Raw genomic sequence first — 17,676 nt, forward strand, 5'->3', positions numbered from 1 at the left:
ATGTCTTTTGGTGAATCTGTACTACTGACCACCTCAGAGGTCTCCTTTGTAGATAAAGCATGTAGAACCCTTTTTTTACAATGCTTAAAACAACTACCATTTGGTAGTTTAACTATTCAAGAAAACGGCGATGTCATTGCACGTTTCGGCACAGAAGATAGCGATTTGCGTGCAACGGTTAATATTAAAGATGTGCAAGCCTATCGGCGTTTACTACTTGGCGGAAGCGTAGGCGCTGGTGAAGCGTTTATGGATGGATTGTGGGACAGTGATGATGTGACCGCTGTAGTAAGAGTGTTTGCTAGAAATTTGACCACCCTTGATGAATGGGAAAATAAGTTTAAATGGGTCACTATGCCCTTCAATAAGCTTCAACATTTCGCCCGTCGGAATACTAAAGATCAGGCGAAAAAGAATATTGAGGCCCATTATGATTTGGGCAACAAGCTCTATACACGCTTTTTAGATCCGACCATGATGTATTCATCGGCAATATATCCAGACCCAAATTCTACGCTAAACGAGGCACAGAACTATAAGCTCAAAGCTATATGCGACAAATTACAGCTGACTGAGCGTGACCACCTTCTTGAGATAGGTACAGGCTGGGGAGGCCTAGCCGTGTATGCAGCTAAGCACTACGGCTGCCGTGTGACAACCACAACGATATCTGAAGAGCAGCATGCATGGGCGAAAGAGTGGATTGCCCGTGAAGGTCTTGAAAGTAAAATCACTTTGCTTAAAAAAGACTACCGTTTACTGGAAGGAAAGTACGATAAGTTGGTCTCTATTGAAATGATTGAGGCAGTAGGCAAGCAGTTTTTAGGGAATTTCTTTGAGAAATGTTCGTCACTTTTAAAAGACGACGGCCTCATGTTGCTTCAGTCGATAACCATTGATGATAGACGTTACGACAGCTATTCAAACAGCGTCGATTTTATACAGAAATATATTTTCCCAGGCGGCTTTTTACCGTCCCAGCACCAACTTAACGCTCATCTGAAAAAATATACCAATATGATGATTCGTGACTTACACGACATAGGAATAGATTATGCGAAAACGCTGAACCATTGGTATGAAGCGTTTATCTCTGCAAGAGATGAGCTATTAAATGATGGCTATGACGAGCGTTTTATGCGGATGTGGACCTATTATCTCAAGTATTGTGAAGGTGGTTTTCTAGAACGAACAATTAGTACTGTCCAGCTAGTTATTTCAAAACCTCACTACAGGCATGATTTGGCTCGTGTTTAACACTTCTAATTATCGATAGTAATGACAAAACAAAAAAGCGGCGCCCATACGGTGCCGCTTTTTTGTTTAACGCTGACATTGGGTAAAAGTGCTAATCGTCAACCACTGAGATAGGCTTCGACAGCATTGGTTTACCCTGGTTGATATTAATCTCAACACGACGGTTCTTAGCTCTATCAGCAGAAGTTGTAGCATTCTCTACAATAGGGTCGGTATCTGCCTTGCCCACTACCGACATGCGACTCTCGTCAAAACCTGGCGCGGTACGCATGGCTTCGGCAACCGCCACGGCGCGCTGTGCAGACAAGTCCCAATTAGAACGATAGAGTTCGTTCGCGATATGCTGACCGTCGCTATGCCCTGAAATTTCGATTTCTCCAGGCACATCTGCCAACAGCGTACCAATTTTTCTTAACACTGGTTGAAACTGCGGCTGCAAAAAGGCTGAGCCCGCCGAGAAGGAACCATTTTCACGGATTCGAATGGTTAACTGCTGGCCCAACGATTCCATTTCCACCGAACCATCCAGAATTTGCTTTTCGAGCTGCTGAGCCACTTTTTTCATAAGCTCAGCCATTTGCGACTGATCGGTGCTTTGTTCAGCCGATGAAGACGATTCTGTAGCAGTTTGTTGAGATTGTCCGCCACGCTGCTCGCCGCGCTGCTTCTGCCTTCCTCCGGCAGAGTCCTCATTACCAGCCTGAAATTCCAGCATTTGCTGGGTCATTTCGTTAGTTTGCTGCTGAATGGACTCAATGGGCGTAGGGTCCGGTTTACCCGGACGAAATTCCATAGCAATAACACTGGTGCCCTTTGGAATATCTTTTACTTCAATTTTATTCTGAACACCAAAGGCAAACTTCATAGAGCCTGCAATTTGTTTAAACTTCAGTACGTCCATTTCCGAAAACGAAAGTAGCAGTACAAAGAAGCACATAAGCAACGACATTAAGTCTGCGAAGGTTCCCATCCAAGCTGGAAGTCCCTCGGGGGGACATTTTGGGCATTCTTCTTCGGCCATTACTCTTCCTCTGCGCTTCCGCGTTTACTCGCCGCAAGGTAGTTCTTTAATACCCCTTCGATAACACGTGGATTCTGGCCATCGGCAATACCCACAATACCGTCAAGAACAAGACTCTGGTTTAACTTCTCTTCACCGGCTCTTACCGCCAGTTTAAAGGCAATTGGCAAACACACGACGTTGGCAAAAAAGGCACCATAAAGCGTGGTTAATAGCGCTACCGCCATGGCAGGGCCGATAGCTTTAGGGTCATCCATGTTTGAAAGCATGGCAACCAGACCGATCAAAGTACCAATCATACCCATCGCAGGTGCTACGTCGCCCATTCCTTTAAATATAGAAGCGCCGAACTCATGCCTTTCCGTCGTCATCGAAATATCTTTAGCTAACGTTTCTCTCACCACTTCAATGTCGTGACCATCAACCAGCATGTCCACACCCTTTTGCATGAACTCATTTGAAATTTCCGCTTCTTCTAATGCCAGAAATCCGCCTTTTCGTGCAGCGTCTGCCATTTCAACAATCTTTTCGATAAGCTCTTCAGGCGTTTCGATTTTGAACATGAATGCTTTGCCAGCAACTTTGCCCGCACTGAAGAATTGGCCCAACGTAAACTGAGATAGGACAACAAATAGTGTTCCCCCGAATACAATAAGTATTGATTGCACGTCGATGAACATGCCCAAGCTGCCGCCCAGAATCATAGCCATAACTATGAAACCAATGGCGCCCAACATACCTATGACGGTTGCTAAATCCACTCACTCTTCCCCATTTATGCGCAGTCAGTGCTGTTAGTGTACAAATACCCTATCGGCAAAAGATAGAAATACTAAAACGACATTATTGAAAAATATCACATTTATTTGTTTATTATGAAGTAGGTTCTATGTAAAAGCGCTGCTTTGTCTGTTTTTATAAACTAAAAATATCTAGCGCTTTTTCAGCGCCTTACTTTTTCCTTCACAGCAAATAACACGGTTACTTCTGAAAGGTTAACGAGCCTTGCATCGAATATAGCACAATTTACTTCTGTGTTGCTTTTTGAACTGAATGAAAAAAAAGCTATGTCACTGTGATATAGGCGATATACGGACAAACCATTTGACCCTTGTGCAACCCTCGGTTAATGTGCGCGGTATACGTATTTTGGCCACTACATTGAGTGTTTTATGAAGACAGAAAAAGCATCAGCGTCTTTTGAAGAAACTTTATCAGAACTAGAAGCTATCGTTAACGAAATGGAAAACGGTGATCTGCCTCTTAATAAAGCATTAGAAAAATTTGAGCGCGGTATAGCACTTTCCCGCCAAGGCCAACAATCGCTAGAAAACGCTGAGCAAAAAGTGAAAATACTGCTAAGTGAACAAGGCGAAGAAACGCTCCACCCTCTTCCTGAAAGTGAACAACCGTAAACCGTTCATTTTTAACTAACAGGCAATCTATGAATTTTTCTGCTTTGCATCAGCAAGTGAAACAGCAAACTGATGCATCTCTTCTTACATTAATTGACGAATTACCCGATTACGCGCCACGCCTGAAAGACGCAATGCGCCACGCCTTGCTGGCTGGCGGTAAGCGCATGCGCCCACTACTAGTTCAGGTCGTTGGCAATACGCTAGACGTGCCCAAAAAAGACCAAATGGCCATTAGTATGGCCATTGAGTGTGTGCATGCCTATTCACTAGTGCACGATGATTTGCCAGCCATGGACGACGACGATTTGCGCCGTGGTATGCCAACCTGTCACATCGCTTTTGATGAAGCGACCGCTATTTTAGCTGGCGACGCGCTGCAGGCACTTGCATTTACGGTGTTAGCAGATGCGCCATTAAGCACGTATGCTGAAACAAAACGTAGTCAGTTACTGTCTGTACTGGCTAAAAGTGCTGGATATGTAGGTATGTGCGGCGGGCAAGCTATCGATTTAGCCAGCACCGGTAAAACCATTTCGCTAGAAGAACTAAAACAGCTGCATAGATTGAAAACCGGCGCGTTATTAAAAGCCTGTGTTGAAATGGTCGCTATTGTCAGCGAAGGCTTACTAGCGCAAACTAAAATTGACTTAATGGCTTATGCCGCGGATATTGGGTTAGCTTTCCAGGTTCAAGACGATATTTTAGACGTTGAAGGCAGTAGCGAAAAATTAGGTAAGCCCGCGGGGTCAGACGAAGCGTTAGGAAAAAATACATTTCCAGCCAAACTAGGCATTTCAGGCGCTAAACAAGAATTAGAAATGCTTCACAATAATGCACTTCAAGCATTGGCGCGTTTACCCTACAATACTGACAGTTTAATTGCGTTTAGCGAGCTTTTGGTAAAACGCGACCATTAGCCACGCGCCATGTTGAAAAAGATAATAAGTACATGAGTTTAGATCTCCAACATTACCCAACGCTTGCGCTTGCGCAAACACCCGATAAATTGAGGCAGTTGCCCCAAGACAAATTACGCGAGCTCGCCGATGAGTTGCGTGAGTACTTACTTAATAGCGTAAGCCAAACCAGTGGGCACTTTGCATCAGGTTTAGGCACAGTGGAACTGACCGTCGCTCTGCACTATGTGTACGACACTCCCTTCGATCGACTTCTTTGGGATGTAGGTCATCAAGCATATCCGCACAAAATCCTCACGGGTCGTGCAGAGCGCATGAGCACCATTCGCCAAAAGAATGGTCTGCACCCTTTCCCATGGCCGCCTGAGAGCGACTACGATACCTTTGCAGTTGGTCACTCATCTACATCGATTAGTGCAGGTTTGGGCATGGCTGTGGCTGCCGAAAAAGAAGGCAAAAACAGAAAGGTGGTAGCGGTAATTGGCGACGGTGCAATGACCGCTGGTATGGCGTTTGAAGCACTTAACCACGCTGGTGATATAAAGAAAGATATGGTAGTTGTACTTAACGACAACGAGATGTCTATCTCTGAAAACGTTGGAGCGTTAAACAGCCACTTAGCACGCTTACTTACAGGTAATTTTTTCAATTCTATACGCGATGGCGGCAAAAAGCTGCTAAGCAATGTGCCTCCAATTAAAGAGTTTGCCAGCCGAGCAGAAGAGCACATTAAAGGCATGGTTGTCCCGGGCACGATATTTGAAGAGCTTGGCTTTAACTACATTGGCCCTATCGACGGCCATGACGTTAATGCTGTAGTTGACACCCTTCGCAATATGCGTAAGTTTGACGGCCCTCAGTTACTGCATGTAGTCACTAAGAAAGGTAAAGGCTACGCGGTTGCTGAAGAAGACCCTATCAAGTTCCACGCGGTTCCCAAATTCAATCCGGCTGACAATGCATTGCCAAAATCTAAGCCTTCAGCCCCTACCTACTCTGCAATCTTCGGTAAATGGCTATGTGATATGGCCGCGCAAGATCCTAAGCTAATGGCGGTAACGCCAGCCATGCGTGAAGGTTCAGGCATGGTTGAGTTTTCTCAGCGTTTTCCGGAGCAATATTTTGATGTTGCAATTGCCGAACAGCACGCGGTGACCTTTGGCGCAGGCCTTGCGAAAGAAGGAATGAACGCGGTTGTTGCAATTTATTCTTCATTTCTGCAGCGTGCCTATGACCAACTCATTCACGATGTAGCTATTCAAGATCTGCCCGTATTGTTCGCCATTGATAGAGCGGGCATCGTTGGCGCCGATGGTCCTACTCACCAAGGTGCGTTTGATATCGCTTTCCTTCGCTGTATTCCAAATATGGTGGTTATGGCTCCTTCAGATGAAAATGAATGTCGCCAAATGCTTTACACGGGTCACAAGCTACAAAAGCCAGCTGCTGTTCGCTACCCTCGTGGTGCAGGTATGGGTATTACCCCAGACGAAGCCATGACAGAGCTTGAGATTGGTAAATCTCGTACGTGTCGTGAATCGTCAAAAGGCAAGTCTGAAAGTATCGCCATTCTAAACTTTGGCTGCTTACTGCCTTACGCTCTTGAAGCTGCAGAGGCGATTGACGCCACGGTTATCGACATGCGTTTCATTAAGCCGTTAGACGGCGATGCCGTGTTAAAAGCGGCCAGTGAACACAGCGCGCTTATCACGCTAGAAGACGGCTGTATTATGGGCGGTGCTGGTAGTGCCGTACTAGAACACTTGCAGCAAAATGGCGTATTAAAAGCGGTGAAGATGTTAGGGCTGCCTGATAGTTTCATACTGCAGGGCACACAGCAAGAAATGTACAAAGAGCACGGTTTAGATGCAGAAGGTATCATCGCCGCAGCTCGCCAAATAACGTCAAAGTAATCGATACTGGCCCCTCTCTTCATCTATAATTTATTCTTTATTTGATGGAGAGAGGTGTTAAACCGTCTCTAGTATTATTGCCGTCCAACCCACAGGGTTGAAGACGGTTGTCGTCCCGCCTTTCTCAGATTACAACAACCCTAAATTCGATAGAGCTGAACTAAAGCTGAAAACACCGGCTGAATTCTCTGACAAATCGCTACAAGCGCTATTTTTAGGGAGAGGAACTTACAATAACTTAAGTGCTGCTGGCCAAAACGCCATTAATAAGTGTAGGCAACCACACGCCATGGCACCGGCGATTAGATCATCAAGCATGATGCCTGTACCGCCGTGTAAGCGCTTATCGATAATACCTATTGGCCAAGGCTTTAAGATATCGAAAAGTCTGAATAGGACAAAACCTACAAGCAAAGAGGACGCTGAAATAGGTACAAATAAAAAGGTCACAAACATGCCCGCTATTTCATCCCACACAATTGAGCCGTGATCATGAACCTGCATATCGTCAGCAGTCTTACCACAAAGGTAAATACCCACAACTGAAAATATTAAAGTAATTGCGATAAAAGAAGCCAGTGAGATATGACTGCAAGCAATAAGAAGTGGTAATGCAGCTAGAGAGCCAAAGGTACCTGGCATAAAAGGAATTAGCCCACTGCCAAAACCTAGTGCGAGAAAATGCACGGGGTTTTTCATACTCACTCTGGCGCGAAACTCAGCCTGCATGACAATTCCTTTCTTAGTACTTTATGGAGAGTAGCTTGCCTAAAAGGCGTGCTCATAACCTGATGCTTTAGCCGGCGTGAACTTTTCATTGTCTTTTAGCAATGAAAGTGTGCCATTGTGACCTGTTAACTGTCCTATACACGTAGCTTTAACGTTTGTACTTGCCAGAGAGGTTTCAAGACTTCCGCGCTGCTCTTCACTTACAGTGAAAATAAGCTCATAGTCATCGCCTGCAGACAGCGCGTATTCGATAGCTTGCTCAGGTGTAACCGCGCTTGTTAACGCTCTTGATAGTGGTAAACGCTCTACATGAACATTCGCCCCACACTTAGAGGCTTTCAAGATGTGCCCTAAATCTGAAATTAAACCATCAGAAATATCAATGCACGAGGTCGCAATTCGTCGAATTGCAGTGCCCACTGCAACACGAGGTGTTGGGAAATAATGACGATTTACCAAGACGTCTTTCGCTTCACCGCTAACGCTCAGCTTATTTTGAAGAATGTCTAAACCTGCACCTGCGTCACCAAGCGTTCCGGTGACATAAAGCCAATCACCCGGCTTAGCGCCGCTACGCGTTAGTTCAGATCCAGGTGGTATAAAGCCTTGCGCCGTTATAGTAAATGCCATTGGGCCTTTAACTGTATCGCCACCAATAAGCTGTACAGAGTAGTACTGTGTAAGCTCGTAAAGGCCAGAAACAAAATCATCTAACCAAGCTTCGTCCACTTCAGGCAATGACAAAGATAAGCTAATCCACGCGGGCTCTGCGCCCATTGCAGCTAAGTCGCTTAAATTTACGGCCACAGTTTTGTATGCCACTGACTTAGCCGGCGCATCTTTTAGAAAGTGCACGCCTGCAACAAGAGTATCAGTAGTAACGGCCAGCTGTTGATTTTCAGGAACCGTTGTTACAGCACAGTCATCACCAATACCAATAACAACGTCTTTGCGTTTGTGGCCACAGTTTGAAAAGTAGCGGCCGATAAGATCAAATTCTTTCACGGTAATTTTAAAACCCTTTTAGCGGCAATCCATGCCGCCATGGTAAGGTTAGTCGCGCTCGTCTTTGCGTAACGTGCGCACTGCTTTATCCAGTGCACCATTAATGAACTTATGACTTTCTTCAGCACCAAATGCTTTAGCAAGCTCAATCGCTTCATTAATGATTACGCGGTAAGGTACGTCAATGCGCTCAGTCAGTTCCAGCGTCGCAATGCGCAAGATTGCTTTTTCAATAGGGTCTAACTCTTCAGGCAAACGGCCAAGGTAAGGCTTAATGGTTGCATCAAGTTTACTTGCGTTGTGTGCAACACCGCGAAGCAAGGCCTGAAAATACGCCATATCTACCTTTTGCATGTCGTTACTGGTGGCTAGCGCCAGTTCAACCTGCTGAATATCGTTGTGACTCATTTGCCATGAATACACACCCTGCAAGGCGAGTTCACGGGCTTTACGACGAGCTGAAACTTTCACTTAATGTTTACCTTAAAGCTTTTCAACAGCATCGATAACGTTAACCATTTCCAGCGCGCCAAGTGCAGCTTCTGCACCTTTGTTGCCCGCTTTGGTTCCTGAACGCTCGATAGCCTGTTCAATTGAATCTGTTGTAATTACGCCAAATGCTACGGGTACGCCGTATTCAAGAGAGACTTGCGCAAGACCTTTGTTGCATTCCCCTGCTACAAAATCAAAGTGTGGCGTGCCACCACGAATAACCGCACCAAGTGCTATGATGGCGTCAAATGACTTTTTCTCAGCTAATTTCTTAGCCACTACAGGTAACTCGTAAGCACCAGGTACACGCACTAGCGTGATATCGTCATCACTCACTTCACCGTGACGCTCTAGCGTGTCTAATGCACCTTCTAGTAAGCTTTCAACAACAAAGCTATTAAAGCGTGATACAACGATAGCAAACTTCTTACCGGTTGCTCTGATATTACCTTCAATTACCTGCATGGATTCATTCCTCGAGAAAAAACGGCGCGAAGTATACCACAACTGCGCCCAAACTAAATCGATTGTTTCTTTAACTTCAACTATTCGTAAACGGGTACGTTAGCTTGACTCAATGTGGGAAGGGAGTGCTTGTAGCAAACCCTCCTCCGCATGGATGCGGTGGCGGAGCGTACAAGGATATATTCACCGCGTGTTTGCGACGAGCACTCCCTCTCCACTTTAGCTCCGCCCTACAGCTAAGTACTAGTCGTGCACGTACTCCACGACTTCAAGGCCGTAACCTGAAAGTGCGTGATATTTAATTGGCTTACTAAGAAGACGCATTTTGTGAACGCCCATTGATGCAAGAATTTGACTACCTACACCGATAGTGCGTGACGACCCTTGCCAGTCAGCGCCAGTGGGACGCTCGCCTCTGTCTTCTGCAGCAAAACGACGCACCTGGCTTTCAATGTGCTCTTCTTTCCCTAACAACACCAACACACCGCCTTCTTCTGAAATTTTGCGCATGCCATCTGCTAGTGTCATCGAGCGGTGAATGCCGCGTGTTGAACCAAGAAGATCACTAAAGGTATTGTGAAGGTGTACACGTACAAGTGTCGGCTCATCTTCTTTAATTTCGCCTTTTTTAAGGGCGAAATGAAGTTGGTTGTCTATGCTGTCTTTAAACGTGTGAAGCTCGAAGTCGCCATACTCAGTGGGCATGTTGCACTGAGCAACCTTTTGAATGGTGGTTTCGTTGAGATTGCGGTATTCAATTAAATCAGCAATGGTACCGATTTTAAGATTATGTTTTTCAGCAAACTTTTCTAGCTCTGGGCGACGAGCCATCGTGCCATCTTCATTAAGAATTTCTACGATAACGCCTGCAGGCTCTAACCCTGCCAAACGCGGCAAATCTACACCTGCTTCAGTGTGACCTGCGCGATTTAACACGCCACCGTCTTTAGCAATTAGCGGAAAAATATGACCTGGTTGTACAATGTCTGTCGCTTTCGCGTCTTTCGCTACAGCAGCTTTAATGGTTGTTGCGCGATCTGCCGCTGAAATCCCTGTGGTCACGCCGGTGGCCGCTTCAATAGACACTGTGAAGTTGGTAGAAAACTGTGCTTCGTTTTTATCAACCATTAGCGGAAGATTCAGGGTGCGACAGCGCTCTTGCGTCATTGGTAAACACACCAAACCGCGGGCGTGGGTAACCATAAAGTTAATGGCTTCAGGCGTCACATGCTCTGCCGCCATTATCAAATCACCTTCATTTTCCCTGTCTTCATCATCCATCAAGATAACCATTTTACCTTGACGAATGTCTTCAATTATTTCTTGTGTAGTGTTAAATGCCATGTTGTGTGCTTCTTGTAGGGTTATTTTCTTAAAAATCCGTTCTCGGCTAGAAATGCCATGTCAATGCCTTTGCTTTTTGGCTCGGCGGCTTTATCGCCCAGCATCAATCGCTCTAAATAGCGCGCAATAACATCAACCTCTAAGTTCACCGCTGTGCCCACTTTATAGCTTCCCATAATGGTTTCTTGCAACGTATGAGGAATGATCCAAAGCATAAATTCAGCGCCGTTAACTTCATTAACTGTCAAGCTGATACCATCAACGGTGATACTGCCTTTATGCGCAATATATTTAGCCAAGGCTTCTGGCGCTTTTACCCAGAACTCTACGTAGTCTGAGTGCTTAATAATTTGTGTAACTTCGCCCACGCCGTCTACGTGACCTGACACAATATGTCCGCCTAAGCGGTCGCTTGGACGCATCGCTTTCTCAAGATTCACTGTTGAACCTGCGCTGTAATGTGCAAAGCCAGTTAATTTGATTGTCTCTGCCGACACATCTGCACAATAATAATCGGGGCCCATATCAGTAACTGTTAGGCAAACACCATTGGTCGCAATACTGTCTCCGAGTGCAACATCAGACATATCAAGCGTAGGCGATGAAACGGTAAGTCGAATATCATTGCCTCGGTTATCAAGCTTTTTAATAGTTCCGAGCGCTTGAATAATTCCAGTAAACATAAAGTTCCTCTTTAATCGCGTTAACCACGGGTGTTGCTAACATCAGGACGGAAGATAAGCTTAATATCGTTACCCACCTGACGATTTTCAATAAGCGAAAGCGAAATACATTCATTTAGCGACGTGAACGCGGGTAAATTAACCATACTTACTCCCTTATCACCTAAAAGCTTAGGCGCCTGGTAGCAAATAAGTTCATCCACCAGCCCTTCTTGCAATAATGCACCAGCAAGGCCTGGGCCTGCTTCTACCCAGACTTCATTGTATTGCTTATCACCCAATGCTGACATTAGCGCATGTAAGTCGAGCTTACCGTCCTTTTCGTCCAATTGGAGATAGTGCTGAGTAGCGGTGTCTGGGTGAGCCTGTGACGTCGCCGTGAACGTGATATTGCCGTCGTTAAAAAGTGTGTAGTCTCTTCTAAGCCTACTTTTGCTATCTACAACCACACGGGCTGGCTGGCGGATATGATCTAGCGGATAGTTTTCAAACTGAGCCTCTTTTTCACGAACTAAGAGACTAGGATTATCAGCTTGTACCGTACCCGACCCCGTCAATACTACGCAACTTTGGGCTCGATACTGTTGCACATCCCGTCTTGCCTCCGCACCAGTAATCCACTGACTCACTCCATTTTGAAGGGCTATTTTTCCATCTAGGCTAATGCCCAACTTTACGCGAACAAAGGGTTTACCAGTAAGCATTCGTTTAATAAACCCGGGGTTTAGCGCCGCGGACTCTGCCGCCATCACATCGCTAACGACTTCAATACCTGCATCTTGCAGTAAGCCGATACCGTTACCACAGACGTTAGGGTTCGGGTCAGTCATGGCTATAACCACTCGTGCTACTTCAGCCTCCACGAGCGCTTTGGCACATGGCGGTGTGCGTCCAAAATGACTACAAGGTTCAAGCGTAACGTAAGCCGTCGCGCCTTTTGCACCATGTGGTCGTGCGTTAGATGCTTGTCTTAATGCGTGAACTTCGGCATGGGGTGTGCCAGCTTGAATGTGATACCCCTGACCAAGTAATTGATTGTTTTCGTCAACAATTACGCAGCCAACACGAGGGTTAGGAGAAGTGGTAAAGCGCCCTTGTTGGGCAAGTTGAATGGCTTTTGCCATCCAGAAATAATCATTTTTAACCGTATCGTGGTTCACTTGGATTCCTGTTGTAGCCCTAAGTGCCTGATGCTTGAAATGCGCCGGACCTAATCCCCCAATCGCGCAATTTCCTCGCCAAATTCACGAATGTCTTCGAAGGATCGATAAACAGAGGCGAACCGAACATAGGCAACCTTATCGAGTTCTTTGAGGGCTTTCATTATTAGGTTGCCGAGTAGTTCACTGCTCACTTCACGTTCACCGGTTGCGCGCAACTGTGACTTAAGAGAGAGGATACATTGCTCGACTTTTTCGGTGCTTACGGGGCGCTTTTCGAGTGCACGTTGCAACCCTGCACGAAGCTTATCTTCGTTAAACGGTTCACGTGAACCATCGCGTTTGATGACACGAGGCATCACAAGCTCGGCACTTTCAAATGTCGTGAATCGTTCGTGACACACCATACATTCCCGGCGTCTACGCACCTGCTGCCCTTCTGCAACCAAACGAGAATCAATAACTTTTGTTTCTTGTTCTGAACAAAACGGGCAAAACATGAATAATCCTTAGATATTGCGTACTTAGGTATTTAAATCGAACCTAGACTAGTTAGTCCGGCATTAGTACCAAAGTACGCAATAAAACACAAACCTATTTATTTATAAACAGGGAATTGTGCGCAAAGTGCGACCACTTCGTCTTGAACGCGTTTGATAACTGACTCATCGCCCATGTTATCTAGAATGTCGCAAATCCATGTTGCAACTTGCTTAGCTTGTTCTTCTTTAAAGCCACGGCGAGTAATTGCTGGGCTACCAATACGAAGACCACTCGTTACAAACGGTGAACGCGGGTCGTTCGGCACAGAGTTTTTGTTTACTGTGATGTTTGCTGCACCAAGTGCTGCGTCAGCATCTTTACCCGTGATGTCCTTATCGATAAGGTCAAGAAGGAACAAGTGGTTATCGGTACCGCCAGAAACGATTTTATAACCGCGTTCTTGCATTACAGCAACCATGGCTTTCGCGTTTGCAACAACTTGCTGCTGATACACTTTAAACTCTGGCTGTAGGGCTTCTTTGAAAGCAACGGCTTTAGCTGCAATCACGTGACAAAGTGGGCCACCTTGGTTACCCGGGAATACCGAGCTGTTAAGCTTTTTGTAAATTGCTTCGTCGCCACATGAAGATAGGATTAGACCACTACGCGGACCTGCAAGGGTTTTATGTGTCGTCGTAGTTACTACATGTGCGTGAGGTAGCGGGTTTGGATAAACGCCAGCCGCGACTAGACCTGCTACGTGCGCCATATCAACAAGCAAGTATGCGCCTACGCTATCTGCGATTTCGCGAAATTTCGCCCAATCAACAATGCCTGAGTAGGCAGAGAAGCCACCGATAATCATTTTCGGCTTGTGCTCTTTAGCTAGCGCTTCAACCTGAGCGTAATCGATTTCACCCGTTTCTTTGTTCAAACCATACTGTACAGCGTTGTACGTCTTTCCAGAGAAGTTTACATGTGAACCGTGAGTAAGGTGACCACCTTCAGAAAGGCTCATTCCCAATACCGTGTCGCCTGCGTCAAGTAATGCCATGAATACGGCAGAGTTTGCCTGTGAACCAGCGTGTGGCTGAACGTTTGCGTAGTCGGCACCAAAAAGTGCTTTTGCACGGTCAATAGCAAGTTGTTCAACAACGTCTACATGCTCACAACCACCGTAATAGCGCTTGCCTGGGTAACCTTCAGCGTACTTATTAGTAAGCTGCGAACCCTGTGCTTCCATTACACGTGGGCTACAGTAGTTCTCAGAGGCAATAAGCTCAATGTGATGTTCTTGACGCTCAACCTCTTTAGACATTGCATCGGCTAATTCAGGATCGAAGTCGGCTATATTCATTTCGCGAGAAAACATGGGGGCTCCTTAACTGCGGTTTTTATATGGCGTTACGCACTGATTGCTCAAATTCGAGCCATATTCTAGTCATTTTCGGGTGCTTGTATACCGCTTTATGACCAAATTAATATAAATGGCGCAGGTTTAACGAAATACCTGCGCCAGCGCGAGATCAGACCTGTTTTTCTAAGGCTTTAACACGGTCAAATAAACTACCAATTTTGGCAAGGCGAACCGTATTTTTGCGCCAGTCACGGTTGGTTTGTGCTGGCTGGCCAGAAGAATAAACGCCCGGTTCAGTGATATCTTGTACAATCATGGTGTAGCCAGTCACCTGAACATTGTCGCAAATGCTTATGTGACCGTTAATGCCAACTCCACCACCGATAATAACGTGTTTGCCGATATGGCAGCTACCGGCAATACCTGTAGCACCGCAAATACAAGAATGATCACCAATAATACAGTTGTGGCCAATTTGTACTTGGTTATCGATAATAACGTTGGTACCTAAAACCGTATCTTCCATAGCGCCGCGGTCAATGCTGCTGCTTGCACCAATCTGGCTGTCGTCACCAATGCGAACTGAACCGGTTTGCGGAATAGGGATCCATACGCCCTTATCGTTTGCGTAACCAAAGCCAGCCGCACCAATAACTGTTTGACTATGAATCGTCACGCGCTTACCAATCACTACGTCATGATAAATAGTGACGTTAGGGTGAATGGTACAGCCTTCACCAATATGAGTACCTCTGCGAATAACAGTATTGGCGCCAACCGTAACTCTATCGCCTAATACTACGTTCTCTTCAATAATCACGTTGTGTCCTAGCGACACATCACTGCCGATACGGGCAGATGGAGCAATAACCGCTGACTCAGCAATGCCTGTAGCTACCGCTGGGGTAGTATCAAATAACTGCGCGATAAGAGCGAAAGCAGCATGAGGGTTTGCCACAATTAATGCAGGAACTGGGCTGTCACCTTTTAAGCTTTCGTGCAGAATTACCGCACCGGCCTTAGTATCTTTTAGCTGAGGCTTATATTTAGGGTTGGTTAGGAAGGAAATTTGATGCGACGCTGCACCAGATAACGTACCTACTGCAGAGATCGTGATATTTCCATCACCCTGCACTTCCCCATTCACGTGCTTAGCAAGCTCATCCAAACTGTATGTGCGTTTATTCATAGCAGTCATTTAAATTACCTGTTCAGAGATATCGATAGAACCTGTTGACTTTTACTGTAGAAATTTAGGTTTAGTTAGAAACCCTTTTAATCGCGAAACAATCCTACAGGCTCTGGTTTTGAGTCTAACGCTTTTAGGCTATATCTGGTGGCTACAAACTCCCCAGAAAGCACACGTGCACTCTTTATAATGAAACCAAGTTTACCTTAAATCGCCTCATCAACCGACGCATAAATCAAACTTTTTAAAATGAGCGCTCAAATTTTCATCAAGCACGAAACACCTAGCGTAAGTGACAAGGGCCTATTGACCTTTTCTGTACATCAAAGGTCAACAGGCTCTAGCATAAACTACCCTGTTACGAGTAGAATACGCCCAATTAGGACTTTATTATTTTTCACCGCTTTTTCAGCGAGGATAGAGCATGGCTCAATACGTTTACAGTATGCATCGCGTGGGCAAAATCGTCCCACCAAACAGACACATTTTAAAAAATATCTCTCTTAGCTTTTTCCCTGGTGCCAAAATTGGTGTGCTAGGTCTAAACGGTGCGGGTAAATCAACCCTACTTCGCATTATGGCTGGCGTAGATACCGATATTGAAGGTGAAGCGCGCCCTCAGCCGGGATTAAAAGTGGGCTACCTTCCGCAGGAACCTCAGCTTGATGAAACAAAAGACGTTCGCGGCAATATTGAAGAAGCCGTAGCTGACGTTAAACACGCATTGACTCGCCTTGATGAAGTGTACGCAGCCTATGCAGAAGCGGATGCTGATTTTGACGCCCTTGCAAAAGAGCAAGGTGAGCTTGAAGCCATTATTCAAGCCAAAGACGGTCACAACCTAGAAAATGCCTTAGAGCGTGCCGCTGATGCACTTCGCCTTCCAGCGTGGGATGCGGATGTAAGCAAACTATCAGGTGGTGAACGCCGCCGCGTGGCGCTGTGTCGCCTGCTTCTAGAGAAGCCTGAAATGTTGCTTCTAGACGAACCAACTAACCACTTGGACGCAGAATCAGTCGCATGGCTAGAGCGCTTCCTTCACGATTATGAAGGCACCGTGGTCGCTATTACCCACGATAGATACTTCCTTGATAACGTAGCGGGTTGGATTTTAGAACTAGACCGTGGTGAAGGTATTCCATGGGAAGGTAACTACTCTTCATGGTTGGAACAGAAAGAAAACCGACTTGAACAGGAAGAGCGCACCGAAACGGCGCGTATGAAGAGCATGAAACAGGAACTTGAGTGGGTTCGCTCTAATCCAAAAGGTCGTCATGCTAAAAGTAAAGCTCGTATGGCTCGCTTTGAAGAACTATCTACCAGCGACTACCAAAAACGTAACGAAACTAACGAACTTTTCATCCCGCCAGGTGAGCGCTTAGGTGACAAGGTTATTGAAGTAAGCAACCTTAAAAAGTCTTATGGCGATCGCGTTCTTATCGATGACTTGACGTTTAAAGTACCAAAGGGTGCCATTGTAGGTATCGTTGGTCCAAACGGCGCGGGTAAATCAACCTTGTTCAGAATGCTCACTGGTGCTGAGCAACCTGATTCAGGTACCATCGACTTAGGTGAAACCGTTCAAATTGCTGCGGTAGAACAGTTCCGTGACCACATGAACGAAAACAACACCGTTTGGAAAGAAATTTCTGACGAGCAAGACATTATTCGTATTGGTAACTTTGAAATTAACAGCCGCGCATACTGCAGCCGATTCAACTTCAAGGGCACCGATCAGCAGAAGTTTATTAAGGACTTGTCAGGTGGTGAGCGTAACCGTGTTCACCTTGCGAAACTGCTTAAAGCGGGCGGTAACGTATTACTACTGGATGAGCCAACCAACGACCTTGACGTAGAAACACTTCGAGCCTTGGAAAACGCATTGTTGGAATTCCCTGGTTGCGCTATGGTTATCTCGCACGACCGCTGGTTCCTAGACCGTGTGGCAACACATATCATGGATTACCGCGATGAAGGAAAGATTAATTTCTTCGAAGGCAACTACTCAGACTACGAGAGCTGGTTGAAGCAAGAATTTGGACAAGATGTGGTTGAACCGCACCGCCTTAAATATAAGCGTATGTCTAAATAATACGAAAGCAGAGATATAGAGTGTTATAACTCTAAGCTGACATCAGGAGCCGCTATCATCGATAGCGGCTTTTTTATTTGTCTGCTTTTCATTGCGAACGAGCGCAAATTAGCCAATACTGAAACCGAAGACGAACACTAGGTATATGAGT

The 17,676-nt window shown here is 45.8% G+C and carries 17 protein-coding genes; 5 read left to right on the forward strand and 12 right to left on the reverse strand.

Translation table 11 applies throughout. The annotated features are described in order from the left end of the window. Nucleotides 1-1,257, forward strand: a complete 1,257-nt coding sequence (locus BGK61_RS03845; RefSeq protein WP_076012639.1) for an SAM-dependent methyltransferase — start codon at nt 1-3, stop codon at nt 1,255-1,257. Nucleotides 1,258-1,348: 91 nt separating this feature from the next. Here the strand turns inward: BGK61_RS03845 and BGK61_RS03850 are convergent, their stop codons facing one another. Both BGK61_RS03850 and pomA read right to left on the reverse strand, forming a co-directional pair. Then, nucleotides 1,349-2,278 (reverse strand): flagellar motor protein MotB, encoded by a 930-nt coding sequence (locus BGK61_RS03850; RefSeq protein ID WP_014998922.1) that lies wholly within the window; start codon nt 2,276-2,278, stop codon nt 1,349-1,351. Further along, the gene (gene pomA, locus BGK61_RS03855) at nt 2,278-3,039 is read right to left on the reverse strand and encodes a flagellar motor protein PomA (RefSeq protein ID WP_014950082.1); all 762 of its coding nucleotides are present in this window, start codon (nt 3,037-3,039) and stop codon (nt 2,278-2,280) included. The genes BGK61_RS03850 and pomA overlap by 1 nt, the downstream gene beginning before the upstream one ends. Nucleotides 3,040-3,450: 411 nt before the next feature. On the opposite strand from pomA, the gene xseB reads away from it, so the two are divergent. The 3 genes from xseB to dxs are packed head-to-tail and all read left to right on the forward strand — an operon-like array spanning nt 3,451 to nt 6,526. Further along, nucleotides 3,451-3,693: an exodeoxyribonuclease VII small subunit gene (gene xseB, locus BGK61_RS03860; RefSeq protein ID WP_076012967.1), complete on the forward strand. Its 243-nt coding sequence runs from the start codon at nt 3,451-3,453 to the stop codon at nt 3,691-3,693. A gap of 29 nt (nt 3,694-3,722) precedes the next feature. Then, nucleotides 3,723-4,613, forward strand: a complete 891-nt coding sequence (locus BGK61_RS03865; protein ID WP_076026016.1) for a farnesyl diphosphate synthase — start codon at nt 3,723-3,725, stop codon at nt 4,611-4,613. A gap of 32 nt (nt 4,614-4,645) precedes the next feature. Continuing rightward, a complete protein-coding gene (dxs, locus tag BGK61_RS03870; protein WP_014998925.1) occupies nt 4,646-6,526 on the forward strand; it encodes a 1-deoxy-D-xylulose-5-phosphate synthase in 1,881 nt (626 codons plus the stop codon). 228 nt (nt 6,527-6,754) lie between these two features. On the opposite strand, the gene BGK61_RS03875 is transcribed toward dxs, so the two are convergent. From BGK61_RS03875 to lpxD, 10 genes are all read right to left on the reverse strand, one after another. Then, entirely contained in the window at nt 6,755-7,255 is a 501-nt protein-coding gene (locus BGK61_RS03875; protein ID WP_014998926.1) for a phosphatidylglycerophosphatase A family protein, read from the reverse strand. A 39-nt stretch (nt 7,256-7,294) separates the two neighbouring features. Next, entirely contained in the window at nt 7,295-8,260 is a 966-nt protein-coding gene (gene thiL, locus BGK61_RS03880) for a thiamine-phosphate kinase (protein WP_014998927.1), read from the reverse strand. Between the two features lie 48 nt (nt 8,261-8,308). Next, nucleotides 8,309-8,731 (reverse strand): transcription antitermination factor NusB, encoded by a 423-nt coding sequence (gene nusB, locus BGK61_RS03885; RefSeq protein WP_014998928.1) that lies wholly within the window; start codon nt 8,729-8,731, stop codon nt 8,309-8,311. Between the two features lie 12 nt (nt 8,732-8,743). Then, a complete protein-coding gene (gene ribH, locus BGK61_RS03890) occupies nt 8,744-9,217 on the reverse strand; it encodes a 6,7-dimethyl-8-ribityllumazine synthase (protein WP_014998929.1) in 474 nt (157 codons plus the stop codon). A 243-nt stretch (nt 9,218-9,460) separates the two neighbouring features. After that, complete coding sequence (gene ribBA, locus BGK61_RS03895) at nt 9,461-10,561, reverse strand: bifunctional 3,4-dihydroxy-2-butanone-4-phosphate synthase/GTP cyclohydrolase II (protein ID WP_014998930.1); 1,101 nt, start codon at nt 10,559-10,561, stop codon at nt 9,461-9,463. 20 nt (nt 10,562-10,581) lie between these two features. Beyond that, a complete protein-coding gene (locus BGK61_RS03900) occupies nt 10,582-11,244 on the reverse strand; it encodes a riboflavin synthase (protein WP_014950090.1) in 663 nt (220 codons plus the stop codon). A 20-nt stretch (nt 11,245-11,264) separates the two neighbouring features. After that, nucleotides 11,265-12,404: a bifunctional diaminohydroxyphosphoribosylaminopyrimidine deaminase/5-amino-6-(5-phosphoribosylamino)uracil reductase RibD gene (gene ribD, locus BGK61_RS03905; RefSeq protein ID WP_076026017.1), complete on the reverse strand. Its 1,140-nt coding sequence runs from the start codon at nt 12,402-12,404 to the stop codon at nt 11,265-11,267. Between the two features lie 50 nt (nt 12,405-12,454). After that, complete coding sequence (nrdR, locus tag BGK61_RS03910) at nt 12,455-12,904, reverse strand: transcriptional regulator NrdR (RefSeq protein ID WP_012517538.1); 450 nt, start codon at nt 12,902-12,904, stop codon at nt 12,455-12,457. Between the two features lie 98 nt (nt 12,905-13,002). Next, the gene (gene glyA, locus BGK61_RS03915) at nt 13,003-14,259 is read right to left on the reverse strand and encodes a serine hydroxymethyltransferase (RefSeq protein WP_014998932.1); all 1,257 of its coding nucleotides are present in this window, start codon (nt 14,257-14,259) and stop codon (nt 13,003-13,005) included. A gap of 154 nt (nt 14,260-14,413) precedes the next feature. Beyond that, nucleotides 14,414-15,442, reverse strand: coding sequence for a UDP-3-O-(3-hydroxymyristoyl)glucosamine N-acyltransferase (gene lpxD / locus BGK61_RS03920; protein WP_014998933.1), 1,029 nt, complete (start codon nt 15,440-15,442; stop codon nt 14,414-14,416). Between the two features lie 415 nt (nt 15,443-15,857). On the opposite strand from lpxD, the gene ettA reads away from it, so the two are divergent. Next, nucleotides 15,858-17,525 (forward strand): energy-dependent translational throttle protein EttA, encoded by a 1,668-nt coding sequence (gene ettA, locus BGK61_RS03925; protein WP_014998934.1) that lies wholly within the window; start codon nt 15,858-15,860, stop codon nt 17,523-17,525. Nucleotides 17,526-17,676 lie beyond the last annotated feature (151 nt).

The organism is Alteromonas abrolhosensis (assembly GCF_001953635.1).
Taxonomy (GTDB): Bacteria; Pseudomonadota; Gammaproteobacteria; order Enterobacterales; family Alteromonadaceae; genus Alteromonas; species Alteromonas abrolhosensis.